The sequence below is a fragment of the Halalkalibacillus halophilus DSM 18494 genome (assembly GCF_000423105.1).
GTDB lineage: Bacteria > Bacillota > Bacilli > Bacillales > Alkalibacillaceae > Halalkalibacillus > Halalkalibacillus halophilus.
The window spans coordinates 1-26,084 of sequence record NZ_AUHI01000006.1; the positions used below are offsets into that span (position 1 = coordinate 1).

The 26,084-nt window shown below is 37.4% G+C and carries 24 protein-coding genes, 1 riboswitch and 2 other annotated features; of the genes, 13 read left to right on the forward strand and 11 right to left on the reverse strand.

The genetic code is table 11. The features are described from left to right. The 6 genes from G532_RS0103660 to G532_RS0103685 all read right to left on the reverse strand — a co-directional run. A partial coding sequence (locus G532_RS0103660) for a hypothetical protein (protein ID WP_027963580.1) occupies positions 1-1,009 on the reverse strand: 1,009 nt, incomplete at its 3' end. A gap of 10 nt (positions 1,010-1,019) precedes the next feature. Next, a complete protein-coding gene (cas2, locus tag G532_RS0103665; protein WP_245570112.1) occupies positions 1,020-1,319 on the reverse strand; it encodes a CRISPR-associated endonuclease Cas2 in 300 nt (99 codons plus the stop codon). A gap of 13 nt (positions 1,320-1,332) precedes the next feature. Further along, on the reverse strand, positions 1,333-2,238 hold the full coding sequence (gene cas1, locus G532_RS0103670) for a type II CRISPR-associated endonuclease Cas1 (RefSeq protein ID WP_027963582.1): 906 nt from the start codon (positions 2,236-2,238) through the stop codon (positions 1,333-1,335). A gap of 18 nt (positions 2,239-2,256) precedes the next feature. Beyond that, positions 2,257-5,436 carry a type II CRISPR RNA-guided endonuclease Cas9 gene (gene cas9 / locus G532_RS0103675; protein WP_035512507.1) on the reverse strand — a complete coding sequence of 1,060 codons (3,180 nt, stop codon included), beginning with the start codon at positions 5,434-5,436 and terminating at the stop codon, positions 2,257-2,259. A gap of 219 nt (positions 5,437-5,655) precedes the next feature. Further along, positions 5,656-8,055 carry a heavy metal translocating P-type ATPase gene (locus G532_RS0103680; protein ID WP_027963584.1) on the reverse strand — a complete coding sequence of 800 codons (2,400 nt, stop codon included), beginning with the start codon at positions 8,053-8,055 and terminating at the stop codon, positions 5,656-5,658. A gap of 17 nt (positions 8,056-8,072) precedes the next feature. Then, positions 8,073-8,408, reverse strand: coding sequence for a metal-sensing transcriptional repressor (locus G532_RS0103685; RefSeq protein ID WP_281170524.1), 336 nt, complete (start codon positions 8,406-8,408; stop codon positions 8,073-8,075). 356 nt (positions 8,409-8,764) lie between these two features. On the opposite strand from G532_RS0103685, the gene G532_RS0103690 reads away from it, so the two are divergent. After that, positions 8,765-9,310 (forward strand): hypothetical protein, encoded by a 546-nt coding sequence (locus tag G532_RS0103690; protein ID WP_027963586.1) that lies wholly within the window; start codon positions 8,765-8,767, stop codon positions 9,308-9,310. Between the two features lie 73 nt (positions 9,311-9,383). Here G532_RS0103690 and G532_RS0103695 read toward each other — a convergent pair whose 3' ends face one another. From G532_RS0103695 to G532_RS0103710, 4 genes are all read right to left on the reverse strand, one after another. Further along, positions 9,384-10,040, reverse strand: a complete 657-nt coding sequence (locus G532_RS0103695) for a permease prefix domain 1-containing protein (RefSeq protein WP_027963587.1) — start codon at positions 10,038-10,040, stop codon at positions 9,384-9,386. After that, the gene (locus G532_RS0103700; protein ID WP_027963588.1) at positions 10,027-10,380 is read right to left on the reverse strand and encodes a PadR family transcriptional regulator; all 354 of its coding nucleotides are present in this window, start codon (positions 10,378-10,380) and stop codon (positions 10,027-10,029) included. The genes G532_RS0103695 and G532_RS0103700 overlap by 14 nt, the downstream gene beginning before the upstream one ends. A gap of 822 nt (positions 10,381-11,202) precedes the next feature. Then, positions 11,203-12,636: an aldehyde dehydrogenase family protein gene (locus G532_RS14700; protein ID WP_035512509.1), complete on the reverse strand. Its 1,434-nt coding sequence runs from the start codon at positions 12,634-12,636 to the stop codon at positions 11,203-11,205. Between the two features lie 54 nt (positions 12,637-12,690). Beyond that, positions 12,691-13,305, reverse strand: coding sequence for an HD domain-containing protein (locus G532_RS0103710; protein WP_027963589.1), 615 nt, complete (start codon positions 13,303-13,305; stop codon positions 12,691-12,693). Between the two features lie 77 nt (positions 13,306-13,382). Continuing rightward, a riboswitch (TPP riboswitch) is annotated at positions 13,383-13,486 on the forward strand. A 311-nt stretch (positions 13,487-13,797) separates the two neighbouring features. Here G532_RS0103710 and G532_RS0103715 point away from each other — a divergent pair. The 12 genes from G532_RS0103715 (at position 13,798) to G532_RS0103770 (ending at position 25,093) form a co-directional block, all read left to right on the forward strand. After that, positions 13,798-14,388 (forward strand): YkoF family thiamine/hydroxymethylpyrimidine-binding protein, encoded by a 591-nt coding sequence (locus G532_RS0103715; protein WP_027963590.1) that lies wholly within the window; start codon positions 13,798-13,800, stop codon positions 14,386-14,388. Between the two features lie 17 nt (positions 14,389-14,405). Beyond that, positions 14,406-15,011, forward strand: a complete 606-nt coding sequence (locus tag G532_RS0103720) for an ECF transporter S component (protein ID WP_027963591.1) — start codon at positions 14,406-14,408, stop codon at positions 15,009-15,011. Next, entirely contained in the window at positions 15,001-16,581 is a 1,581-nt protein-coding gene (locus G532_RS0103725; RefSeq protein WP_027963592.1) for an ABC transporter ATP-binding protein, read from the forward strand. Before G532_RS0103720 ends, G532_RS0103725 begins: the two co-directional genes overlap by 11 nt. After that, complete coding sequence (locus G532_RS0103730) at positions 16,578-17,357, forward strand: energy-coupling factor transporter transmembrane component T family protein (RefSeq protein WP_027963593.1); 780 nt, start codon at positions 16,578-16,580, stop codon at positions 17,355-17,357. The genes G532_RS0103725 and G532_RS0103730 overlap by 4 nt, the downstream gene beginning before the upstream one ends. A 102-nt stretch (positions 17,358-17,459) precedes the next feature. Further along, entirely contained in the window at positions 17,460-18,593 is a 1,134-nt protein-coding gene (locus tag G532_RS0103735) for a GGDEF domain-containing protein (RefSeq protein WP_027963594.1), read from the forward strand. 63 nt (positions 18,594-18,656) lie between these two features. Then, positions 18,657-18,906 (forward strand) — a binding site (T-box leader). Positions 18,907-18,975: 69 nt separating this feature from the next. After that, positions 18,976-19,256: a binding site (T-box leader), on the forward strand. A gap of 247 nt (positions 19,257-19,503) precedes the next feature. Further along, a complete protein-coding gene (gene trpD, locus G532_RS0103740; protein ID WP_027963595.1) occupies positions 19,504-20,535 on the forward strand; it encodes an anthranilate phosphoribosyltransferase in 1,032 nt (343 codons plus the stop codon). Then, entirely contained in the window at positions 20,532-21,326 is a 795-nt protein-coding gene (gene trpC, locus G532_RS0103745; protein WP_027963596.1) for an indole-3-glycerol phosphate synthase TrpC, read from the forward strand. Before trpD ends, trpC begins: the two co-directional genes overlap by 4 nt. 7 nt (positions 21,327-21,333) lie before the next feature. Further along, complete coding sequence (locus tag G532_RS0103750; protein WP_027963597.1) at positions 21,334-21,951, forward strand: phosphoribosylanthranilate isomerase; 618 nt, start codon at positions 21,334-21,336, stop codon at positions 21,949-21,951. After that, entirely contained in the window at positions 21,948-23,144 is a 1,197-nt protein-coding gene (gene trpB / locus G532_RS0103755) for a tryptophan synthase subunit beta (RefSeq protein WP_027963598.1), read from the forward strand. Before G532_RS0103750 ends, trpB begins: the two co-directional genes overlap by 4 nt. Positions 23,145-23,146: 2 nt before the next feature. Beyond that, positions 23,147-23,944, forward strand: coding sequence for a tryptophan synthase subunit alpha (gene trpA / locus G532_RS0103760; protein WP_035512510.1), 798 nt, complete (start codon positions 23,147-23,149; stop codon positions 23,942-23,944). Positions 23,945-23,962: 18 nt separating this feature from the next. Beyond that, positions 23,963-24,703, forward strand: a complete 741-nt coding sequence (locus G532_RS0103765) for a sulfite exporter TauE/SafE family protein (protein WP_027963600.1) — start codon at positions 23,963-23,965, stop codon at positions 24,701-24,703. Positions 24,704-24,721: 18 nt separating this feature from the next. Beyond that, positions 24,722-25,093 carry a DUF1801 domain-containing protein gene (locus G532_RS0103770; RefSeq protein WP_027963601.1) on the forward strand — a complete coding sequence of 124 codons (372 nt, stop codon included), beginning with the start codon at positions 24,722-24,724 and terminating at the stop codon, positions 25,091-25,093. A gap of 58 nt (positions 25,094-25,151) precedes the next feature. On the opposite strand, the gene G532_RS0103775 is transcribed toward G532_RS0103770, so the two are convergent. Then, complete coding sequence (locus G532_RS0103775; protein ID WP_027963602.1) at positions 25,152-26,015, reverse strand: hypothetical protein; 864 nt, start codon at positions 26,013-26,015, stop codon at positions 25,152-25,154. Positions 26,016-26,084: the final 69 nt, after the last annotated feature.

The following is a 26,084-nucleotide window of genomic DNA, read 5'->3' on the forward strand; positions in this document are numbered from 1 at the left end:
TTTCATAACAGTCTAGTAAATACTCATACACTGGTTTATCAACCTTTTCTTCATCAATATCCAATTGAAATGAAAAACCTATTTTCATAAAAAGATAAACAATTACAAATAAATCAATGGATTTAAACAGCACAATATCAGTATTTTTATAGTTTGAAATAATTGGATTAAGTTCAAACTGGTTCGCGAATTTGTTAAAAATGAATTGGATACTTTCTTCTATAGAGCTGGAATCATAACCTAATGGACTTTCCCATTCCATTTCTTCAATCAAATCTTTCGTGAATAGCTGCTTATCTTTTATAAAGTAATTCAAACCATGGAGAGAAGTTGAAATAAAAACTGGTGATTTAGTAACAACAAAAACTGGAATCTCTTCACTGTATTCAATTAGTAAGTTCTTCAACTCCATTTGCTCCTTAGGACTAAGATATGACTCTGGGTACATATAGAAGATTATTTTCCTCCCTTTAGTCACTATTTCAAGGTGTTTTTTAACAATTGGAAGCAAAATTTTGTTTTGATGCAAAAAATTATTTGTAACTCCTTGGTTATTTACTAGACCCATATCAATTTCTAACATTTTCATAAATGTATCTATTGTAAAGTCTTTGCTACGTATTGGGTACTCTAGTAAAGCTTGTTCAACTAAATCTTCAATTAAGGTATTAATCGTATTAAGGTACCCATCTGTTTCGATGTTATTTAACAAATCATGTTTAATTTGATTTTTTGTGTAAGACTTTGCTCCAAGGCTTATTTCTGCTAACAATAAATCATTTGATAACTTAAATGCCACCACTTGGTGATGGTTGATTTCTTCATAGTCATTTCCTACATCTTTTATGTGCATAACATCTTTCACTTTTGATCGTGGTTGCAAATAATCATTTAATACATTAATTAGATTTGTTTCATTTGAGGTATAGTTTACAAATAATGAACTATAATTAGCTATATTCAAATCATATCTCTCATCTTCAAAGTCAATTTTCCAATGATCTTGCATACAATCACCTCTAAAATTCTATCGTCCTGTTTTCTCCTAATATTTCAATATTCCGATCCTCTTCACCGACTAAAATTTTCATATTCTCAAATTGTTTTTCCGTAATAATCATAGAACGGATGTGACCATCTTTTGGTAAAAACCTCTTAACTTGATTTACAGTTCCTTGTGCCGCTTCTTTATTTATACAAGACTTTATATAAATGGAGTATTGCATCATCAAAAATCCCTGTCTAATAAGATTTTTACGAAACTTAGTATACGTTCTTACTTGAGCTTTTGTTTCGACTGGCAAATCGAACATAATCATTATTCTCACGAATCTATGACTCATACAACATAAATTTTTCTATACTCGGTAGTTTTAATTTATTAGATTCGCCAGTTTCAAAAAACTCAAATAGTGAATTAATAGAAATTTCGATTGCCCTAATAACTGTATGAGACTTTTGATCAATTAGTATTCTTGCATGCAATAAATTTATTAATTTAATTCTATAATCTTTAGTTAAATAATTTTCTGGAGGATTTTTAATCACAAAGTAATCCACTATAGGTCGAAAAGGTTCAATTAAATCAGATGCAAGGTTATTCGGATTTCTCGTTCCTATATGGTGCACACCAAGACCAGGTATTAATCCTTTTGCCACAATGGTCCGAGCAATTGCTGAATGCAAGATAGCATAACCGTAGTTCAATGCGGCATTTTCAATGAAGTCATCGTTATCTCGACTATAACCATCTGCAAAAAAACTATTGAAGTAGATTCTTGCAGCTTGCCCTTCCGAGTTATGTTGATCGCCTGTGACAACAGACTCTTTCAAAGCTATTAATTTTTCCACTCGACTCTTTTCCACTAAACTTTTCCTCATGACCAACATTTGATTATAAATTTTTTGTTTTATAATATTCTTCCAAGCTTCATCTTTTTCTTCTTCTGTCCACTTCAATTGTTTCATCATTTGTTGATGTTGACCAAAATGACCTGAGACTGGTTGTATAATGCATTCCGGGAGATAGTGCTGATTACATAATAAGACTAGAATGTTATTTCTCGATAACTCAACCATCAACCGGGTTGTTAGTTTACTAGAGAGGTCTTCTATAACTAAAGCAAAGATATCTCTGAGTGGGATTTTCACATCTAAATCCCCTTGAACTACTCTTAAGTTGTCTAGTTGCAAAGATAATTGATCAACCTTTGTGACATGTACAACTCTCCATCCCATAACATCAGACCTTTAAATTTATTTTTGATACATACTTTTAAACTTTTCAACCGAGTTAAAGTATACATTACCTAACACATCTGTATGAATCTTAATAAATTCATTTGTGTTTTTACTAATCCCTTTATAAATACGATTTTGTTTAATCTCATTTCTTTCAGCATAGTCCTTGTAATGATAATTAATTTTATTCATTTCTATCCTGTTTCCTTCATCATGATTAACCCCAATTAATCTAAAGTATTCTCCGTTAATTTTACATACATCATTTTTATAAAGTGAGAATACAAAGCCATCTTTGTTTGCAATTTTTTTATTAATAAGCTTTTGTAAATAAACATCATTGTTTATTCTGTAATTTTCTTTTTCTTCTATTAAATCTTTATAGGAAACGGTAACAAACTTATAAACACCATCATCTTCATAAACATCCATTCTGAAAGGTTTCAACGAAAGATTCACTACTTTTTTATCCTTAGTGTTAAATTTATGTGATACATCTTTATGCTCTTTTAAGCTATTACCATAATACTTAACACTTTTAATAATAGGTCCATTTCCTTTTTTGCTATATTTCCTTAAATATTCACCTGTCTCCTCATACATTTTATGAAGTGGGTTTTTTGCATCTGAATATTGTTCTATCGCACGTTCTATTTTTTTGTATGTCTGGGGATCGTGATGGTACATCAAAAGTTTTGTAGGGTCTTTTTTAATTTGTTTTACTAATTTGTCTTGGTCTTTATCATACAAATCCTTGATCTTTTCAATAACAAACTCCTTATCATCTACTTTTCTAGTAGAATAAAGTGTATCGTTCATTAATTGACGATTTGGTTTCATATCAACCTTGTGGGAATATTTATAATTCGGATAGTTTTTTATAGCCTTTACCTTATCCATTCTCTCTGTAAAAGAATTAACAAAAGTTTTCTCTTCTAGTATTTCCCCGGTTTCTTTATCAATGGTTTTTTCTTCACCATTTTTACCTTCTGTTAATAGGATGTTATGTTTCTTCAATTCCCGTTGATGTTGAAAAAGGTATCCTGCCATCGCAACAATTAACGCGTCCTCCGCATGGTGCTTGAAATCTGCCCCCCTGTCTTTTTTGAAATCCCAGGTTTTCCTTAAGAAATCTGTAAAAGCTCCATTAATTGCTTTAACTTTGACATCTTTATTATTTTCGCTAAAGAAAGTTGTTAATAAGGTTAATAACCCTCTTGTCGCATACCTTGTATCTACTAGATTCCGGTTTATAAATTCTTTCTGAATATCATATTTATTGATATCTCGTTCCTCTAATAAGTATTCCACTTTCTTTTTAGGCATTTTGTCTCTCGATTTTGCAAGTTGTAAGACATGAGATTTATATTTTTCATAAGATACATGCCCTTTTCCACTACTGAGGTATTGGTATGGAGTTTCATTACCTTTCTTCTGATTTTCTTCTGTGTGCACGAGCACCTTATTCTTCTGAGAATCATCGAAAGAAACAGAACGAGGTAAGATATGATCAATTTCATAATTAGTAGGGTTAGATAACAAATCTTCAATCTGGATTGGCTTTAATGAATACATGCACAATCCATCTTGTATGTGCCATAAGCGTAATTTATTAAACATACCTTTTTTAGGTTCTAGGTCTTTTGATTCTAACTTTTCCATAACAGCTTCATTAACTGCCCTGTTCTTCTTATTTAATTCTTTTAAGAAATTCTTTTTGTCATCGCTAGAATTCTCTCTAGCTAACTCTATGACGATTTCCTTTGGCTCTCCATATTGTTTTCTTATTTCATTAACTATTCGAATGGATTGTTTAAATGACCTTTTTACAACAGGGGAAAGAATCCACTCGTCTAAATGATGAAAAGGTATATATTTTTTACCTTCCAGTTTAATTTTCTTTGGTTTAATGCCGTTCTCAGTAAACAGTTGCATTTGGTTCTTTGGTGTGGCCCATAAGTCTGGTATTACTTGATGAATCAGTTTCAAACTAAGGGAGTGAGTTTGACTATAACTAGATAACTCGCTAATTGATTCGATATCAACTTTGTTTAAAGGTAAATCTAATTTTTCTAATTCTTCTTTTATATCACTAGGTGTTTGGTAAATTGTTAAAATCTCTGCGATCTCATCTAAAGCATCTTCGTCTTCTAACACTTCTTTTTTATCCGTAATTCCTAACAGGTCATGATAAATCTTCAAAGGTGTAAATTCAGCAGTTCCTTTGGAGGTAACTCGATACCCCTTAATATCATCTTCTTTGAGTTCAAGAACCTTAGCAATCTTATTCAATTTAGGACTCTTATACTTTTTAAAAACTTTCTCTACAAGTTCTTCCTTTTCTTCCGTTGATAACTTGTGATCTTCATCTCTAGTCAATACTAGATTGTTTAAATCATTCAATACATTAAACAACTGAGCAGAATAAGCTTCTTTAACTGATCGTAACTCTTCAGGGTAATAGCTACATCGACCCATCATTTGTTCATACCACTTCTGACGATCTTGCTCCCATCCGTATTCACTCCCAAATCCTGGGCCTTCATAATATTCTCTTCTTTTTTCAATCAATTCTAAATATTGGTCAATAAATTCATCTGTGACTTTTGAATGATACTTTTGTTGAATGGACAATAACTGCCTAGCCTCTGCGACATAATCCGAGGTCTTAAAGCGGTTCCGATGCCCCCTAACTTCACCTTCGTTTTCCAACCTATTTAATTGAACCTCACAAACATATTGATTCTTTAATGCCTTTGCATTTTGGTTTAGTTGATCTTTTGTTGAAAGCTCATTTCCTCCGGTTTCATCTTCAGCTACTTCAACATTATGTATCCCTCTCCTTTTACCTAGATGTAATAGGGCTTGGGATAGCTCTTCTTCTGAAAGTTTTTCGGTTAGTCCTTTTACTCTAATATGGTATGGTGTTTCTTCGGCATTAGCCTTATCTTGATTAGTTGGTAAATTTGCATTAGACAATAACATTTTAATTCTTTCCAACCGATGACGTCGTCTTCTTAATAATCTTCTCGCTCCACGAAATCCTCTTCTACCCGTATTATTATTAACGTCCGCTTCAGGGAAGAGTCTGACACCTGAATCAATAATGTTCTGGTCCTCATCAACTAAGCCCCAACCAACAGAACCAATTCCAATATCCAAACCTAACGTGTAGTTATTTTCGAACTGTTTCATTCCAATTCCTCCCCTTATTGTATAAGGTTAATTATATCTGAATTTTCAACAAATTTCTAGAAAAAATAAAAGAGCCTGCCAAAGATGGCAGACTCTTTTGGATCCTTAATTGGATCAAATCCGGTACAGAGACCTTATTTTAGCAGGTTCTGTGACCTTAATTATGAATGTAACTTCATCTTACAATAACTTTCTATACTTGTCAAACTATTCTTTTAATTAAACCCTCTGCCGCTTCAACCGCAACGAATTCGATACGACACTTACTGAACTAAACGCCATAGCCGCCCCTGCGACCCATGGAGCTAGTAGACCAAGTGCTGCGATTGGAATTCCTGCGCTGTTATATGCGAGTGCCCAGAATAAGTTTTGGCGAATGTTTCGCATGGTTTTTTTACTTAGTTTGATTGCTTTTGGTATATTGTTTAGATCTCCACTAACTAACGTGATATCTGCCGCTTCGATCGCTACATCTGTTCCGCTACCGATGGCAATTCCGATATCTGCGATTGCTAGTGCTGGTGCGTCGTTAATTCCGTCTCCAACCATTGCGACTTTCTTACCTTCTTTTTGAAGCTTCTCTACTTGGTCTGCTTTGTTCTGAGGTAATACTTCCGCAAATACATTTGATTCTGGTAAACCTACTTGTTTTGCGACAGCTCTAGCTGTGCGCGTATTGTCGCCTGTGACCATATAGACGTCAATGCCACTTTCTCGTAACGTAGCGATTGCTTCTTTGGAAGTTTGTTTCACTGTGTCTGCAATTGCGATGATAAATCTCAACTGTCCACCAATTGTTGCTAAAACAGCTGTTTTTCCTTCTTCTTCAAAGGTTTGTAGCTGTGATTCTGCTTCTGATACGTCTACGTTTTGTTCGATCATTAATTTACGTGTTCCAATTAATAGTTTCTTATCTTCCACATCTGCTACAATTCCATGACCTGAAACTGCTTCAAAGTTTTCCGTCTGTTTCACTTCTAAGTTGTGTTCTGTTGCATAGGCAACAATTGCTTCTGCCAATGGGTGCTCTGATTTCTTTTCTGCAGCAGCCACATAAGAGAAGTCACTTTCTTCACCGCTTAGTGTCACCACATCTGTTACGCGTGGCTTCCCTTCTGTAATCGTACCCGTTTTATCTAAAAGTACTGCCTCAATTGCTTGGGTTCCTTCTAGATACTCGCCACCTTTAAATAAGATTCCATTTTCTGCTCCTCTTCCGGACCCTACCATAATGGAAGTTGGCGTTGCTAAACCTAGCGCACACGGACATGCGATTACTAATACTGCAATAGAAGCTACAAGTGCAGATCCCCAAACACCAGGGTCTACTAAGAAAAACCAAACACTGAATGTCACTATGGCTATAACCACAACGATCGGCACGAAAATCCCGGAAATACGGTCCGCCATTCGCTGAATCGGAGCTTTAGAACCTTGTGCGTCCTCTACAATCTTAATGATTCCTGCAAGTGCTGTATCCTTGCCGACTTTTTCAGCTACCATTGTAATGGTTCCATTCTTATTTATGGTTGATCCGATTACTTTATCGTTTGAAACTTTATCCACAGGTATCGCTTCACCCGTAATCATTGATTCATCAATGGAAGTAGAGCCGTCAACTACCATACCGTCGACCGGTATTTTTTCTCCCGGCTTCACAATAATATGGTCTCCTTCGAGCACTTCTTCAATTGCAATCTGTTGTTCTATACCATCTCTAATCACAGTTGCTTCTTTTGCTTGTAAATTCACTAATTTAGAGATTGCAGCGGTAGTACGCCCTTTCGCCATTGCTTCCAAATACTTACCTAAAACAACTAGCGTAATCAAGATCGCACTTGTTTCAAAATACAACTCCGCATGCATCACTTGACCTGTTTGCCACAAGATCGACTGCACTAAGCTGTAGAAAAATGCTGCGGACGTACCACCTGCAACTAACACGTCCATATTGGCACTTTTATTTGCAAGCGAACGATAGGCACCTTTGTAAAACTGCCAACCTATATAAAATTGAACAATCGCTGCTAAGACAAACTGCGTCCAAGGATATTCAATCCATGCTGGAGCCGAGATATTCACATCAAACGGTATATGGCTGAGCATTGTCAAAAGCAATGGAGATGCTAAAATAGCAGAAATTATAAATTTGTTGCGTTGCTTTTGAATTTCTTTTTCCTTATTCGTCGACTTTTCTTCCCGGTCTTTCTTTACCATCGCTTCAAAGCCCATTTTCTTCACGCGAGCTTGCACTTCTTCAATAGATACCAACCCGGGGGTATATGTCACAGTTCCTGACTCTGTCGCTAAGTTAATATTTGCCTGATTAATTCCCGACATTCGAGATAGACCTTTTTCAATTCTCGTCGAACAAGCGGCACATGTCATTCCTTGAATATCTAGCTCCACTTGCTCCTGTTTCACGCCATACCCCAATTTATCAATTCTTTCGACTAAATCATCCGTCGTTACTTGGTCTTCATCATATTTAACATCCGCTCGCTCCATGGATAAGTTAACATTTGCTTCCACGCCATCCATCTTGTTGAGTACTTTTTCAATCCGTGTGGAACAAGCAGCACATGTCATACCAGTAACTTGTAACCTTGTTTCCTTCATAGTAAAATACCCCCTCTCTATTTAGTGAATTGCCTTACGACTTTCATTAATTCATCCATGTATGCTTCGCCGTCGCCCTCTTCAGCAGCTTTAGAAACACACATTTTCGCGTGGCGTTCCATCATAGAATAACCTACTTTTTCTAACGCATTATTTACTGCCGATATTTGTACGAGTACATCTACACAATACCGATCTTCTTCAATCATTTTTTGTAATCCACGTACTTGGCCTTCGATCCGTTTCAACCTATTTAGCATTTGATCTTTTTCCGTGTTTGTACGAGGCACTACTGGCTCTTCATCCATTACAAGCTTCATATCATCCTTGTTTTCATTAAATTCATCACTCATAACGAGCACCTACTTTCATTTTTTGCTTCTAAATATACTATACCCCCCTATAGTATATTTGTAAAGCTTTTCGGTTGTTAATGAAATTTATAAAATTAATTGGTATTTTTATGGTAAACTAAAAACAACAGAAAGGCAGATGTATACATAGTGGAATACTACAAATCTATTCATAAAAATAAACGAATGAGAGCTTGGTTTTTATGGGTTCTTCCAATAATGTTACTTTCAACTTTTCTTTTCATATTGTTACCAGTAGAATACCACAGGCTCCCTACTTTTCTTCCAATAGCAGCGATCATACTCTTTTTGGGGTGGATTCTGTTTCAAAAAATCCAAAGGGGCGTGAATATTTAATGAAGATATTAATGGTTCTCCTTTTTACTATTTTTTTGGCAGCGTGTAGTCAGCCAAAGTACGAAAAAGAAGATGTTGTAGCAATCTTAGATGGGGAAGAGATAACTGCTGAGGAAGTGCTTTGGCAGTATCCTTTAAATGATGAGCAGTCAGAGGAACATATTAAAAACTATTTGAAAGAAGAAATACTAGTTAAGGAAGCGATCGAAAGAGGTATAACCGTATCTGAACAAGAAATTGAAGAAAGCAAACAAGCGATGGCACCAGAAGCTGATGTTGAGATGCGGTATGAAATCCATAGTGAGGAAAACGACTTTTATGATAATCAAGCTGATACATTAGATGTATCTCCTATAACCTTTTATGAAATTTGGGAAGATAGGATATATACAAATCAATTGTACATTGATGAATACATTAATGAATTATTTGGTGAGCCAGAAGACGATAAGGGAGAGCAATGGGGACGAAATATAGATAACCACGTCGATGATTTGTACGATGAATATCTAGAAGAAGGGAGATTAATACTTAAGATTGAATGAGATATATAATTTCATATATAATAAAACACCAAAATACATCCGCGTAATTTGGTGTTTATTTTGTTACTGATTATTATGTGATTTGATCTTTTTTCCGAGTAGATTTACTTGTTAAGATTAACCCGATCCATAATCCAAATCCTCCGATAAAAATAACGGTAAACGAGGAGATCGCTATAAACATTTCACCAGTTGCAAGTCCCGCCATCATTCCAGTGAATAAGGCAAAAAGCATTGCCCCCACTGCTAAAGAATATAAACCTGCTCTTACTTTATTCATCGAATATAACTTCGTAGTTTCTCTAGTTAATAAGCTGTAAGTTAAAACAATTGCACCAGCTACCGCAAAGATACCCGTCCCCGGTACTGCTACTGGCTCAATTTCCATAAACATCATCCCGATTGACATCAGTACACCAAATAGAATAAGCATAGAACCTATCACAATCCCACCGATGGAAACTCGATTCGTCATCGAAGTATACACATGTTGTTTCGCTTCATCTTTTCCATGTTCGCGCATATCATCTACCAGTCCACTTAAGTCTCCCATAGAAACTTTTGCTTCTTTAAAAGCTTCCTCTTCGGTCATCCCTTTCGCCTGATAATCTTTGATTCGCTCTTCCATATTCGTACGTAATTCCTGTTTCAGATCATGTAATTGTTGACTTGCTCCAACGTCTTTGAATAAGTCATCTACATACTTCTTCACTTCTTTATTCACGTCCATCTGGATCCCCTCCTGTTATTAATTGATTTAATATATCCTTTGCGACTTCCCACTCTTTACGATTTTCTTCGTATTTCTCGATGCCGTTTTCGGTAATTCGGTAATACTTTCTTCTTCCACCCTGCGTTTCATCACCCCAATAAGAAGTTATTAGTCCATCTTTCTCTAGTCTTCTAAATGCTGTATATAATGTCGCTTCTTTTAGTTCATATTGCTGATCACTCAAATCGATAATGCGTTTATAAATTTCATAGCCATAACTATCACCTTGTCTAAGAACATTCAAAATAATCGTGACGGTATTCCCTCTAATCAAGTCGGTTGAAATTTTACCTGACACTTACCTCACCTCCTGAAATATATCATATACCACATTACTTCATCTGTCAAAGTAATATGTCCGGAATTTTTATTTTTTACATGAAACCTTTTGTGAGAAGAGCTTTTTTTGCCGGCAACACCTCTCCTATGCCGGCAAACTCATGCTGTTCACCTGTAAATACTATTTATTGCCGGCAACGACCGCACTTTACCTGAATCGAAGTAGTTTACGCCCGTATCGTCCTCTCCTCCGCCCGAATCCTCTTCTTTACAACACATTCAAAAAAATGTAACTCATGGTACAAAAAAAAGAGCACATTCCTTATCGGAAAATGCTCTACCTAACCCGCTAACATTCGCAAGATAAATTATCAAACTGAGACAGCTTTGAAGTGTTTTAAGTATACAAACTCATGCCTAGCAATACACCCACAATAAGACCAATTATTCCTACCCCTATCAACACGGAACCTTGTTTATCAACTTCATAATCTCTTTTTAAAACAATTCCCATACAAATAGCAACTGGTCCAAGAAAAATAGGAAAAAAACCAAATGATAATACTGCTGATAACCAACCAATAGTTAAAAGTATGACTTTACCATTCTTCTCTTCTTCGATCTTGTATCCCCCCTAAAATAATTCTTTCAATATTCTTCTTTAATGAGAAGTTAAATAACGTTCTTAACACATTTTACCATATTAATACCAATTATCCTTATAATTTTTTGATTAGTCTGCTATTTCATATGAAAAAAGTTCAGTTAAGGGTACAATTTGTTTTGTACACCAAAACTGAACTACTTAAAATAAATAGAATGGCTTGCAAATCCACGATGATTAAAACGTATAGTTAAGGCTGATAAATTTACGGTTTACCATGCCTTTCATTGCATATTTAACCCCTTCGAACCCATAACCAGAGTCATTTCTCCCACCGTATGGCATATGATCGAAACGTAAGGTTGGTAAGTCATTTACGAGAACTTGGCCTACGTCTAGCTCATGGCCAAAGGTGATTGCTTGGCTTAAGTTTTGTGTGAAAATCCCTGCACTCAATCCGTATTTCGTATCGTTCATTTCCATGAGTGCTTGTTCTCCATTTTTCACTGTGTTAATTATAACTACTGGTCCAAACACTTCTTCTGATAATATTTTTGCTTCTTTCGGAACATCTACAACAACAGTTGGCTCTATTCCATATTCGTGTTTCTTGCCACCAGTCACAATTTTCGCACCTTGTTCTTCCGCTTCTTTTAACCAATCTAAGATCCGCATCTGGGATTCCTCATCAATTAAAGCAGATACATCTGTTTCCTTATCTAAAGGGTCGCCGTACTTCAGATTTACGGTTTGTTTTTTAAATTCCTCCACAAATGATTCTGCAATATCTTCGTGCACATAAATCCGCTGCGTACTGATACAGACTTGTCCGTTAAATGCATATGCACCAACGACAGCCTTCCCAGCAATATCCTCTACTCGGTCCTTTTGTGTCGTATCTACATATACGGCAGAATTGTTCCCAAGCTCTAATGTCATTTTCTTCAGTCCAGCATCTTCTTTTAATTTCTTCCCTACTTCTGGGCTGCCGGTAAATGTTATCTTTTTAACTGCTTCACTTTCTAGTAGCACCTTACCTAAGGTTGACCCGTCACCTGTAATAACTTGAAATCCATCTTCCGGAAAGCCTGCCTGAATTACCGCTTCTCTTAGTAGAAAGCTTGAAAGTGGTGTTTTCTTAGCTGGTTTCACAATGATTGTATTCCCCGTCCCAATCGCTGGTCCCACTTTATGAGAAACCAAGTTAATCGGAAAATTAAACGGGGTGATCGCACCAATTACGCCAACAGGCTGATAAATTGTATAAGCGTCACGACCTTCTCCGTTCGGTGCAGCATCTAATCGAATCGTTTCCCCTTCCAGTTTCCTTGCTTCGATCGCGGAAAATTTAAATGTTTCCACGGTGCGATCGACTTCTGCCTCAACAAACTTCAAAGGTTTTGCAGATTCTTTTGCCATCGTTTCTGCAAACAACGTTTTATTTTCTGCGATAATTTCACTCGCACGGTCTAATATTTCTGAGCGTTCGTGTGAAGTCATGCTTTTCGTCTGTTTAAATGCCTGGTCCGCTTTTTCAATTGCTTGCTTCATTTGTTCCTCATTACACGTAGGCAACTCGCCAATCTTCTCACGAGTATGCGGGTTCATTACAGAAAAGCTATCTACTGTATCTTCAAAAAGTTCATTAATATAATTTTGATAATCTAACATGCTTTCACTCCTTTTTGTGCTTCTATTATCTATATTCCACGAAAATACAATTTTCTAACCTTTATTAGGCTTACCTTCCCATTCTGCATAAAATTCCGATAAAAAATCTTCCATATAAGCATGCCGCTTCTCAGCAATACGCCTAGCTTCATCGGTATGCATCGAATCTTTCAATGTTAATAATTTTTCATAAAAATGTGTAATGGCGCTAGAAGAATCTTCTTGCTCAGGATGATGAATGATATGTCCTTTTGAGCCCGCATACATAAACGTCCGGGCGATTCCTATTGCTCCGATCGCATCCAATCGATCGGCATCTTGAACGATTTTTCCTTCAAGCGTTTCTGGAATCATACCTTTTCGAAAGGAGATTGAATGAATGATGGATAATATTGCTTCAATATCAGACAATGAAATGTCATGTTCCCTTAAATAGAGTTCCACTTGTTGAGACGCTACTTCTGTTGAATCTACTATTTTGTCATCGATTAAATCATGTAATAAAGCACCCATCGTTGTCATAAAGTAATTAGCGGACTCCACTTTGCAAATATGCTGAGCCATTTGAGTTACCCGTTCAATGTGCCACCAGTCATGCCCAGTCCCTTCATTCTCAAGCTTATTTCGGACGAATTTTTTTGTGCTATTTACTATTTCTTCTTGTTCCAAGACGATCCCTCATTCCTTAAGGTTTACAAACTCTTATATATTTATTATTCTATAAGTATATCAAAACTGCATAACCGATTAATCACTAGGGGAGCTACTGTAACGTGGCTGAGAAGGCATCGCCTGACCCTTACTACCCGATCTGGATAATACTAGCGTGGGGAAGTGTAGTCTAGCTGAAGAATTATTCATTTAATGATAAAAAGCGAAACTGCATTCCCTCGGGAGTGCAGTTTTTTTATTAGCTCTGTTATAGTTTAATGTTGACTTTATTCAGTAAACTTCATATTGAGGAGAAGCGCGTGAAGCGGAGACGCCTGAGGGATCAGCGCAGCGCGAAAATCCATTTTTCCGGAATGATAATGGAGGAAAAATTAGTTGAGTGCAAGCCCCTAGGCAAGCTTCCGCTTCTAAGCGATTCGACAATATCAACCAACAATAGGCTTTAACAGAGAATTTATATTAAATAAAAAAATTTAGGAGGAGATTTTCATGACAGAAGTATGTGGAACAAGCAGAATCGCGGGGTGCCAATTTACATTATTTCCAATGAGTGATCAATTCGTTGACATCATTTTATCCTCGCTTGAAGAAGTAGATTCATCCAAGGTTTGGAAAGACACAGACGATGTTACCACCTGTGTTCGCGGAAAAATGGTGCATGTATTTGACGTCGTTAAAGCGATTTATTTACATGCAGCTAAAACTGGTGAACACGTTGCAATGAGCGGAACATTTTCCATCGGTTGTCCAGGAGACAATGAAGCGGACGTGTATATGGATGAAACAGACCAAGCAATTAACAAAGAAAAATCAGATACGATTTCTCAACCTGCAGGGTGCAAGTTTTCCCTATATCCAATGGGAAGAGAAGATTATATGGACAAAATTTACGAACAGATCGACCTTTCCAAAGCACGTGGAGTCGAAGTATCGGCGTCTCACTATGCAACTCGTTTAGATGGAGAAGTGAACGATATTTTCAATGCACTTGAAGAGTCTTTTGTGAAGGTTCAAGAAAAAGTGTCTCATGTAACGATGACATTTACGATTTCAGCAAACAGTCCATCAACAAAAAAATAAAAGGAGTCTAAAATAACATGACAAACCAATGGAAATTAAAAGAGATTGTTTTGATGTCGATTTTAGGTGTTGTTTTTGCGGCGATTTATTTACTGTTTTTCTTTTTCGGGCAAACGTTACGAAATGTGCTCATGCCATTTGGTCTCGGGGAGTTCGGTTATGAGATTATCTTCGGGATATGGTTTATTGTTTCGATTATAGCCGCGTATATTATACGGAAACCCGGTGTGGCGTTCACTTCTGAAGTGATCGCTGGGGTTGTTCAAGTACTCATGGGAAGCCCAGCAGGACCGATGCTTATCCTTACAGCTATGGTCCAAGGTGCAGGTGCTGAATTTGCCTTTGCTATTACAAAATGGCGGGATTACCGATTACGTATCCTTGTGTTGGCTGGTGTATTCGCAGCTGTCTTCAGTTTTGCATGGCACCTATATTCTTCCGGTAACATCACCCTTGCAGCTTGGTTAATCGTTGCTACCTTTATAGTCCGTGTCATCAGTGGAGCACTACTTGCAGGAGTATTAGGAAAATGGATTAGTGACCAACTAGCAAAAACAGGGGTCCTTCGTGGATATGCTCTTGGTAAGGAGATGCAAGAGGAACGTGAACGCGATGCAGCATAAAGTAAAAACAGGTTCCCCACTTTTAGAAGTGAAAGGTCTAAGCTTTTCCTATGAAAAAAAGGAAGCCCCTGTATTAAATCAACTAAACTTTCAGATCAATCAAGACGAATTTGTATTATTAATGGGTGCTAGCGGATCTGGAAAAAGTACGGTCTCGCTTTGTTTAAACGGGTTATACCCTGAAGCAGTAGAGGGTTTTCAATCTGGAGATATTTATTTTGAAGGTAAGCACATCGAATCGTTACCGAAAGGCGAGATCAATAAACAAATCGGCATTGTTTTCCAAGATCCTGAAAGCCAGTTTTGTATGATTAAAGTAGAAGATGAACTCGCTTTTACCCTTGAAAATAGAAATGTACCCACAGAAGAAATGGCAGAGAAAATCGATCATGTATTAAACCTTGTGAACATGAAAGCGTACAAACATGTTGCCATTCATGAATTATCTGGAGGTCAAAAGCAAAAGATTGCTTTGGCCTCCGTCTTATTGCTTGAGCCCACTCTATTAATTTTAGACGAACCGACAGCTAATCTGGACCCAGTATCTAGTTTAGAGTTCGTGAAGCTCATAAGGAATATTAGAGAGGAACATCAACTTTCCGTACTATTAATTGAGCACCAAGTAGACGATTGGCTTGAGGATATAAGTCGTGTGTTGCTTTTAGATCAACGAGGTTCGATTATCTTAGCTGATACACCAAACTCTGTTTTTCAATCAAATAAAAGTCTCATAGAAGAATTAGGTTTATTTATTCCCAGAGTTTATCAAAAGAAAAAAGAAAGCTTGCCTATAGCAGTTGCACAGACTTCAAAGGAAAACTGTTTACGATTAAACCAAGTTGCCTTTAAAAGGTGGAAAAAAGAAATTTTCAAAGAGGTAAATCTTACGCTGCAAAAAGACGAATTCGTAGCGATTGTCGGAGAAAATGGTGCTGGAAAATCAACTTTACTCCAACTGATGGCTGGTCTTTTAAAGCCTGCTGCTGGAGAAGTTTCTTTCTTAAACACGCCATTATCCAAATGGAAAGAGCAACAACTACGCAAACATCTAGGGTTTGTATTCCAAAACCCAGAGCACCAATTCATAACAGATACTGTTTATGACGAAATTAGTTTCGGAATGACGTTAAATGAAATCGATCCACAAACCATGAAAAAACGTACGGAAGATTTAATGGAGCACTTTCATTTAACAGCTCATAAATGGAAAAATCCTTTTTCATTAAGTGGCGGTCAAAAAAGACGACTAAGTGTTGCGACCATGCTGGATGAAACACCAGACCTCTTATTATTTGATGAGCCTACATTTGGCCAAGATGCAAAAACGTCTGAGGAATTAATGCGAATCATTCAGCAGATTCAGGCGAATGGAACAACGATTGTTTTTGTCACACACGATATGGAACTGGTTGATCAGTATTGTAAACGCGTAATTGTGTTAAATGATTTTTCTATCGCATTAGATGGTCGCCCAGAGGAATTGTGGGAACAAACTGAGCTATTAAAACAAGCACGATTAAGACCTCCAGCAAGATTAGAAGCTACTGAAAAAGTAGGTGCTACTCCATGATCGAACAACTTAATCCTACTTTAAAGGCATTTACCATTCTTGTTCCTGGTGTGTTATTAGGTTTAATGTTTGATATTTTCACGCCGCTTTTTTATTTAGTGTTTGTCATTTTAGTAACCTTTTTGTTCTCTAACATCTCGATGAAGAAATGGCTTCTCATATTTACACCCTTTGTTTTATTAGCAATTGGCTTTGCATGGATGCGGATGCTATACACGCGAGAATCGTTTGCTGGTGGTGAAGTGTTATTTAGTATTTGGCAATTTGACGTTACAACCGGAAGCGTGATGATTGCGATTAGTTTAGGACTCCGCTCCCTATGCTTTGTTGCTCTTTCTTTATTATTTATTTTAACTACAGACTCTACTAAATTTATGCTTAGTCTTATGCAACAATTGAAAATCAGTCCAAAAATTACGTATGGCGTGCTAGCTGGCTATCGCTTCTTACCTACATTCAGACACGAACTACAAGTATTACGTCAAGCACACCGTATTCGTGGGGTTGGAAGAGCACGTGGGATTAAGGGGAGAATTATTCAATTTAAACGTTACTCCATCCCTTTATTGGCTAATGCGATTCGAAAGGCAGAGCGTGTAGCGATCGCAATGGAATCAAAAGGGTTCACTGGAGAAAAAGAAAGGACATATTACCACCCAATGAAAGTTGGAAAGCGAGACTGGGTCTTCTTCTCTACAATGGTCGGTATGTTTTTCTTTATAGTTATTTTATCCTACTCTTTTGGATATTTAAATGTGTTTGGTAATCAATTCTAACTATATAAAATGTTATTTTTCAGAATTTTCGACAAACATCTATTCTTTGCAGGAATAAAGTATGATATAATTTCTTTAATTAACCTGTAAGGGGTGAGGTATATGGCGATGCTCAATGACCTATTAGTGAATATTTGTATTCTCATCACCTTTATCTTTGTATGGCATCAAGTCTTTCGAAAAATGCCCTTAACCTCTCAGTCTCCGCTTTGGATTAAGACGGCAGATGGTGCAATCGCAGGTCTATTAGGAATTATATTAATGCATTATAGTATTGTTATAAATGATATAACCATACTTGACTTAAGGCATGTACCAGTTGCAATTGTTGCTTTTTACGGTGGGGTTTTCCCTCCATTAGTTGCAGCATTTGTAATTACAGTTGGTCGCTACGCCATAGATATTAATTTCTCTTCCCATGTTGCTATGTTCATGATGCTATTTATAGCAATTGGGGTTGGGTTAATAGCAAAGTACATGATGATTGGTGCTTGGAAGAAATGGTTCATCATGCTCATTTATGCACAAGCAATCTTCTCCCTAGCATTTTATGTCGTTTCAAGCGATTATTCACTTGTATTTGGGACAGCTTTATTGCATGTGTTAATCACCCTGATCGGTGGAACATTAGCATTTTATTTCGTGCGTTATATTAAAAGAAATAGTGAATTATTTTTCCAATACCGTGACTTTTCTCGTAAAGACCCATTAACTGGCCTGTATAATGTTAGAGCTTTTCATCACTTTTATGAAAGTTTTTTAGCAAATGCAAAAATTAAAGGGACTCCATTTGTATTGCTACTTTTAGATATCGATCATTTTAAACAAGTGAACGATCAATATGGACATATTGCAGGAGATGAAATCTTAAAGCAACTTTCCTCTTTAATTGAAGAAATTGCTGGTCCAGAAGCAGTTGTTGCTAGAAATGGTGGCGAAGAATTCTCCGTTATGTACACTGGGATGGAGTTCTCTGATGTAGAAATGATTGCTGAAAGTATTCGATTGCAAGTGGAACAGCATGAGTTTACCTTACCTAACGAGACGCATCTTTCCATCACGGTATCAATCGGGGTGGCACAATATCAAAGTGATTTTCAAGAAGACTTTGAATTATACAAGTATGCTGACCACGCTTTATACCAAGCAAAAGAAACAGGACGGAATCAAACAATTCGGCTATTAGAAGAAATGGAATTGCATGTTCCACAATACGAAACGATTGAATACAAATAAAATAATTAATAACTCTTGACTTTTTTATAAACTTTAGATTATGATATGAATCAAATCAAAAACGGATTGGCATAGATGAAGAGGAGTACTTTGATGGAAGACTTCAGAGAGCTAGTGGTTGCTGTGAACTAGCGTCGACGATCAAAGGAATGGACTTCTGAGCCTCTAGTCTAACGTAACTTAGTTACTAGTATGACTGGCGAACGTCTCATCGTTACAAGAGACACATATTAGAGCAACTTGCTCCGATATGATTAAAGTGGGCTGATTAGTCAGTCAACGAAGGTGGTACCACGGGTTTCCCGTCCTTTTTATAGGACAGGAAACCCTTTTTTTGTACCTTAAATGCCAGTTTGATAACAATAAACACACATTTAAATAGATTAAATCGTTGAGTAAGAGAAGTAAGTATATAGGTGATTCGTTTCAGAGAGCTAACGATGGTGTGAAGTTAGTACGAATCCATATACTGAATGGACTTACGAGAGGATTCCTGAATTACAGTAAGGAATCTCGGGTTTCCACCGTTACCAGGATAGGATATAGGATAGGGTCTCCCCTTTAAAATTACCAATGCATTCCCCCTCTTCCCGTATCCGATTCAAGTGGGAAGGCTTAACCGTCTTCCAACAGAGGTGGCACCGCGACCCGTTCGTCCTCTACATACGCAGTTACGTATGTAGAGGACTTTTTTAATTTTATAGGTTATATCAAAAGTTTGCACATAGTTGTTGTATTGTGATTCGCGAAGGTGGCGACTCCTGTGGGATAGCACGAGTCTCGAGGCCCCGCAGGAAGTGCATTTCTTCCGAGGAGACTTGAGCCGTGCCCACGGAAAGCGTCCGCCAAAGCGAAACACAATTACAACAACGGACCTTAATAGTGCTTTAAACCCAAGGAGGAAATGTATATGAATCAGTTATTGCTTAAATTAACAGAAGGCCAAGAGCTTACGCATAAAGAGATGAAAGAAGTTACCCATAGACTATTAGCACAAGATACAACAAGTAGTGAAATCGCAGCAGTATTAACAGCCTTAAGAGTCCGTGGAGAAAGCGTTTCGGAAATCACAGCAATCGTAGAAGTACTAAGAGAAAAAGCAATGCCCGTACAAACAAATCTACCAGATATCATGGATAACTGCGGCACAGGTGGTGATGGGGTACACAGCTTTAACATCAGTACAATTTCTGCGTTTGTGTTAGCAGGTGCCGGCATTAAAGTCGCTAAACACGGGAACCGGAGCGTCTCTAGTCAAACCGGGAGTGCGGATGTGTTAGAAGAACTAGGAATTGCCTTGGATTTTGATGGCCTAGAAGTGGAACAGTTACTACAGTCCAATGGAATCGCCTTTTTATTTGCACCTCATGTACATCAACAGTTAAAACCAATCATGCAGGTACGAAAAACGTTAGGTGTCCCGACCATATTTAATTTAATCGGTCCGTTAACCAATCCTGTAAGCCTTCGCACTCAGTTTCTCGGTGTGTATAGACGGGACATGATAGAACAAATGGCTTCCGTCCTACACGAGTTAGGCCGTGAACGTGCAGTCGTTGTGAACGGGGCTGGATACATGGATGAAGCGTCCTTAGCCGGTGACAACCACCTCGTCTTATTAAATAAAGGTGTGCAAGAAAGATTCACGATTCACCCGCATGATGTTGGGCTCAACACTTATCCGAATGAAGCAATTAAGGGGGGCAACGCGAAAGATAATGCGGCAATCCTGTTAGATGTATTAAGTGGGAAAGAAAGTCCATTTTTCGAAACCGTATTATTCAATGCGGGAATTGGAATTTTTGCTAATGGGAAAGCGGAAACGGTACAACAAGGAGTCCATTTAGCGAGAAAAAGTATCAAGTCAGGAAATGCTTATCAATGTTTTGAAAACTTAGTCGAATACAGTAAGGAACGTAAAAGAAAGGGTGCAATCGGATGAGTGAAACTATTTTACAAAAGATCTTAGAAGTGAAAAAACTAGAAGTAGAAAAGTTAAGCGAAGAATCTTTTGATACGCAAAACAGGAAGAATGCTAGTAAAGCGAATCAACTTTATCAAAGTCTCAAGGATCCCTCCTATCTTTCTGTTATTGCTGAAATTAAGCGAGCTTCTCCTTCAAAAGGAGATATAAATATCCATATGGACCCCGCCCAGCAAGGCAAGCACTATGAAGATAGTGGTGCAAATGCCATTTCGGTGTTAACTGACCATTCATTCTTTAAAGGATCTTTTGATGACTTAGCCATTGTTTCCAAAACTACTAATGTACCTATTTTATGTAAAGATTTTATTATCGACCCCATTCAAATAGAAAAAGCAAAAGTATCCGGCGCAAATGTCATTCTTCTTATTGTGGCAGCATTACCTGAAGCTAAATTAAAAATGCTTTACGATACTGCATTAAAGCACGATTTAGAGGTAATTGTCGAGGTACACAATGAAGAGGAATTAGAGACAGCTTTAAAGATCAACCCAGATATTATTGGCATTAACAATCGTGATTTGAAAACGTTTGAAACGAATTTAAAAACTACTGCTACCTTAATAGAACACATTTCAAATGACCACATTGCCGTGATTAGTGAAAGTGGTATTCAAGATCAAGCGGATGCACGTACAGTACAGCAGTATGGAGCAGACGGAATACTTGTCGGGGAGAGTTTAATGAGAAGTGATTCCATACCAACCGCAATTCATGAAATGAAGCACGGCAATCAGGAAAGTAGGTGAGTTTATTATGACAAAAGTTAAGATTTGTGGCATTCAAAACACCCATGAAGCAAAAGATGCAGTTCGTGCTGGAGCTGATCTAGTGGGGTTTGTATTTGCAGAAAGTAAACGCAAGATCACACCAGAAAATGCACAAGAAATTGCCGCTTCTATTCCTAATCATGTTCAAAAAGTAGGTGTATTTGTAAACGAAAGCCCGGATGCCATTCATAAAATTGCTGAACAGGTTCCTTTAGATTACGTTCAGTTGCATGGAGACGAGACTATAGAAGATTCTAGCCAACTAAAAATTCCATTTATAAAAGTGGTTTCCCTAAAGGAAGAACTTTCTTCCGAGACAGTCCCTCTCGATCCATTAGCTTCTTACCATCTGCTAGATAGCGCAAAAGGTCCTTATCGAGGTGGCAATGGAACGACTTTCAACTGGGAGCTAATCAGTCAAACAAATATCCCGCTAGAAAGCCTAATGATCGCAGGAGGACTAAACGAAAATAATATTCAAAATCTGTTACAACGTGTCACGCCCGCTATAGTAGATGTGTCGAGTGGGGTTGAAACGGACGGTCGAAAAGACTCTACAAAAGTAAAACAATTCATTAAACGAGTAAAGGAGATGAAAGAATGACATATGAACAACCAACTAAACAAGGACAATTTGGAGTCTATGGCGGTCAGTATGTGCCAGAGACGTTAATGGAAGCAGTGAATGAACTGGAGCAAGCATATGAAGAAGCAAAAAATGATGATGCATTCAATAAAGAACTAAATCACCTATTAAGTACTTTCGTTGGAAGGTCTACTCCATTGTATTTTGCTAAAAACCTAACCGAAAAAGTCGGTGGTGCGAAAATTTACTTGAAAAGAGAAGATCTAAACCACACAGGTGCCCATAAAATAAACAATACCACTGGTCAGGCTCTATTAGCTGCAAAGATGGGCAAACGAAAAGTGGTAGCTGAAACTGGCGCAGGCCAACATGGGGTAGCGACCGCAACTGTCTGTTCTTTACTAGATTTAGAATGTGTGATCTTTATGGGTGCAGAAGACATGCGAAGGCAGAAACTTAACGTTTTTCGAATGGAGTTACTCGGCGCAAAAGTGATTGGCGTAGAACAGGGTACAGCAACACTTAAAGATGCTGTTAATGAAGCTTTACGCTATTGGGTTTCTAATATTGAAGATACGCACTATATTATGGGCTCTGTATTAGGCCCTCACCCATTTCCCGTAATGGTGAGAGATTTCCAAAGTGTCATTGGTACAGAAACGAAGGAACAACATATAGAGTTAGAAGGAAGTTTACCCGATGCAGTCGTTGCTTGTGTTGGTGGAGGAAGTAATGCCATGGGTATGTTCTATCCGTTTATTAACGACACAGACGTCAAACTATACGGAGTAGAAGCCGCTGGAGACGGTATAGAAACAAAACAACATGCAGCTACATTAACCAAGGGAACTGCTGGAGTGTTACATGGCTCAATGATGTATGTTCTACAAGATGCGTTCGGTCAAATCCAAGGAGCCCACTCGATCTCAGCAGGTTTGGATTATCCAGGAGTTGGGCCAGAGCATAGTTATTTGAAAGATATTGAACGAGTCACTTACAGAGCTGTTACGAATGAAGAAGCTTTGGACGCCTTTCAACAACTCGCAAAATTAGAAGGCATTATCCCTGCACTTGAGAGCTCTCACGCAGTAGTTGAAGCGATGAAGATTGCAGAAACGATGGAAGAAGAGCAATCATTAGTAATTTGCTTATCTGGGCGCGGCGATAAAGATGTAGAAACCGTTCGCGATCACTTAAAAAAGGAGGAATAATCATGCCAACTGTACACACACATGGTAAGGAGTATTTAGATACTATTTTTCACAATCACCTCAAACAAAATAAGAAGCTATTTGTGCCTTACATTATGGCGGGAGATGGAGGAATGGACCAGTTCATTGAAAATCTCCAATTTTTAGATCAAGCTGGTGCATCTGCAATCGAAGTAGGAATTCCTTTCTCAGACCCTGTTGCAGATGGGCCAACGATACAAGAAGCTGGGAAAAGAGCATTAGAGGATAACGTGACCCTTCCTGCAATCCTTGCTATAATAAAAGAACACAGATCAACAATTCAAGCTCCGATCATTTTTATGAGCTATTTAAATCCTATTTTGCAATATGGATTAGATATATTTATGAAAGATGCGAAGGATGCGGGGATCGATGGATTTATTATTCCAGACCTCCCATTTGAACAACAGTCACTTATTCAACCTCATCTTGATGAAAATGAATTAGCACTAATCCAAATCGTCTCCCTTACAAGTTCCACGCAGCGACTTCAAACGATTGCAGAAGCGTCACAAGGATTTCTATACGCCGTTACAGTAAATGGGATTACAGGCTCTCGGGACACTTTTGAGTCCACCTTGGAGCAACATTTTGCTCAACTTAAGAAATATAGCAACGTTCCAGTCCTTGCAGGATTCGGAATTTCAACACCTGAACACGTGAAGCAACTTTCCCAATATGCAGATGGAACTGTTGTTGGGAGTAAAATTATTGAACTGTTACAAACAAAGGATTTTCAATCAATAAAAGAATTAATCCAAGCGAAAGGCGAAGTATAAAACACCTGGAGAGATTGCATGAGTGAATTAATCATATTATTTTTTATAGGAATTGTAGCTACTATTTTCGGCACATTAGCTGGAGGCGGCGGGTTAGTTAGTCTTCCAGCTATGCTTGCTTTAGGTATTCCCGTTCACTCAGCAATCGGTGCCAATAAAGTTACCAACTCGATCAGCTCTTTTTTCAGTTTTCTACTCGTGTATAGACAAAAAGGCGTGACAATACAAGAGGGAATAAAAATCATTCCCATTAGCTTGGCTGGAGGGATTGCTGGTGGTCTCATAGCCTCCTCCATCCCAGCTAATGTTATGTACATACTTGCCCTAAGCTTACTCCTTTTTGCTTTCTTATTTTCATTTATTAGCAAAGGAACATTTGATGGAACGAACCATTTTCAGTTAAAAAGAAAAGGAACACCCCTTTTATTTGGTATTGGGATCTATGACGGAATGTTTGGCCCAGGTCAAGGAACGCTTATGTTCTATGTATTTTCTTATATGAAAATAGCCTATTACCGAGCTGTCGGACTGATGCGAATTGCGACCTTTGCAAGTTGCTTTGGAGCAGCAATAAGCTTCATTTCAGCTGGTCACATTATTTGGTCCATTACTGGGGTTCTAATCGTAGGCTCGTTAATCGGAGCAAAAATCGGAGTAGGATTAGCCGGAAAAATTAACCCTCATCAAGTTCAAATCCTATTGCGGATCGTGACTGCACTATTAATTCTTTACATCTTTACAAATGAATTCATACTCTAAATTGATGGAGGTTTTCTTATGTCAAAAGACGAACAGTTTCAGTATTTATTTACTCGTTTAAAAACAACACTTCAACAATACGAACATAACCTCGTCGTAAAAAAGGATGATGAATCTACTTATTATTTAGATTCGCCGAAAGATAACCCAATCAATGGTTCCCCCCACTTCTTTGCGTCTGTTTCTATAAAAAAGAACTACGTTAGCTTTCATTTAATGCCTGTTTATTATTACCCAGCTTTATTAGAACAAATTTCTCCTGAACTTAAAAAAAGAATGCAAGGAAAATCCTGCTTCAATTTTAAAAAGCATGACGAAGTGGTCTTAAGTGAATTAGAAGAATTAACGCATTCAAGCTATGAAAAGTTTAAGCAGGAAGAGATTATTTAATTACTTCTAAAGCCTAATAAATAAGGCATGATGCCAAATGACTTCATGCCTTAAATCGTTATTCTTCGTCTGTTTCCTCTTTCTCTATACGATCCCAATAAAAATGAACCAAATTCTCTTCAAAATCTGCTTCCACGTCAAAGTAACTAACTTCCGTACTCTCTATTTCTAAGTAAGTCAGGATTTCTTGCATCATGATATGAATAGATCTTTCTGCAGATAAATTAATTTCTCCTACCATTTCTTCGATAATTTCAGAGTGGTTATCATTTTCTTCTCCATAGGAACCTTCTATTTCAGCACCTTCACCTGAATAACTAAAATTCCAAGGGTCCTCTTCTTCAAAAAATTCCATTTGAAGATTAAATGTTTCTAGATTTCCATTCTCTTCTTCAGGCATACTGTTTATCTTAAAACCAAGCGTTTCTTCATTTTCGTAACTTGATTCATTATAAAATGTCTCAATTAACCCTTGAGAAAAATTCATCGCAGATAGAGATTCCTGCATCATAAAGCGAAGCGGCCTCATTTCATTTACAGACATATAAATTCGAATTTCTTCTAATTCAGCCCTTGCTTCTTCATCGGTTCTTTCTTCTAACAGGCCATTTACCGACCTAATTTCATAAATATTTTCTTCTATATCATAAACATAAATATATTCCGTATCGGAGGAGTAGTTCATTTGAAGTTGATAACTTGTCATGGAACCTCTTTCCATTTCTCGTCGAGATTCTTCTTCCTCTAACTGCTGCATAAGTTCCGGAATAACACTTTCTTCCGTTTCTTCCTCTTCTGATTCGACAGATTCATCTTGATCCGTGTTTTCTTGGTCCGCATTTTCTTCCACACGATCCGTACATGCAGTAAAAATAATAGGTAAAATAATAACAATTACAAGGATTAAGCTAAACTTCTTCATACTAGTCCCCCTTTCTTATAAAACTACATTAAAGTATTCCCTAAATCAAACACCTAAAAACGTACGGAT

Coding starts and splice junctions, on each gene's coding strand:
- cas9 (WP_035512507.1), bottom strand. CDS start 5,436: ATGAAACAGTTCGAAAATAACTACACGTTAGGTTTGGATATTGGAATT.
- cas2 (WP_245570112.1), bottom strand. CDS start 1,319: ATGATTATGTTCGATTTGCCAGTCGAAACAAAAGCTCAAGTAAGAACG.
- G532_RS0103685 (WP_281170524.1), bottom strand. CDS start 8,408: ATGAGTGATGAATTTAATGAAAACAAGGATGATATGAAGCTTGTAATG.
- G532_RS0103715 (WP_027963590.1), top strand. CDS start 13,798: ATGACAGAAGTATGTGGAACAAGCAGAATCGCGGGGTGCCAATTTACA.
- G532_RS0103750 (WP_027963597.1), top strand. CDS start 21,334: ATGACAAAAGTTAAGATTTGTGGCATTCAAAACACCCATGAAGCAAAA.
- trpC (WP_027963596.1), top strand. CDS start 20,532: ATGAGTGAAACTATTTTACAAAAGATCTTAGAAGTGAAAAAACTAGAA.
- G532_RS0103695 (WP_027963587.1), bottom strand. CDS start 10,040: ATGGACGTGAATAAAGAAGTGAAGAAGTATGTAGATGACTTATTCAAA.
- trpA (WP_035512510.1), top strand. CDS start 23,147: ATGCCAACTGTACACACACATGGTAAGGAGTATTTAGATACTATTTTT.
- G532_RS0103680 (WP_027963584.1), bottom strand. CDS start 8,055: ATGAAGGAAACAAGGTTACAAGTTACTGGTATGACATGTGCTGCTTGT.
- trpD (WP_027963595.1), top strand. CDS start 19,504: ATGAATCAGTTATTGCTTAAATTAACAGAAGGCCAAGAGCTTACGCAT.
- cas1 (WP_027963582.1), bottom strand. CDS start 2,238: ATGGGATGGAGAGTTGTACATGTCACAAAGGTTGATCAATTATCTTTG.
- trpB (WP_027963598.1), top strand. CDS start 21,948: ATGACATATGAACAACCAACTAAACAAGGACAATTTGGAGTCTATGGC.
- G532_RS14700 (WP_035512509.1), bottom strand. CDS start 12,636: ATGTTAGATTATCAAAATTATATTAATGAACTTTTTGAAGATACAGTA.
- G532_RS0103725 (WP_027963592.1), top strand. CDS start 15,001: ATGCAGCATAAAGTAAAAACAGGTTCCCCACTTTTAGAAGTGAAAGGT.
- G532_RS0103690 (WP_027963586.1), top strand. CDS start 8,765: ATGAAGATATTAATGGTTCTCCTTTTTACTATTTTTTTGGCAGCGTGT.
- G532_RS0103720 (WP_027963591.1), top strand. CDS start 14,406: ATGACAAACCAATGGAAATTAAAAGAGATTGTTTTGATGTCGATTTTA.
- G532_RS0103735 (WP_027963594.1), top strand. CDS start 17,460: ATGGCGATGCTCAATGACCTATTAGTGAATATTTGTATTCTCATCACC.
- G532_RS0103770 (WP_027963601.1), top strand. CDS start 24,722: ATGTCAAAAGACGAACAGTTTCAGTATTTATTTACTCGTTTAAAAACA.
- G532_RS0103730 (WP_027963593.1), top strand. CDS start 16,578: ATGATCGAACAACTTAATCCTACTTTAAAGGCATTTACCATTCTTGTT.
- G532_RS0103765 (WP_027963600.1), top strand. CDS start 23,963: ATGAGTGAATTAATCATATTATTTTTTATAGGAATTGTAGCTACTATT.
- G532_RS0103775 (WP_027963602.1), bottom strand. CDS start 26,015: ATGAAGAAGTTTAGCTTAATCCTTGTAATTGTTATTATTTTACCTATT.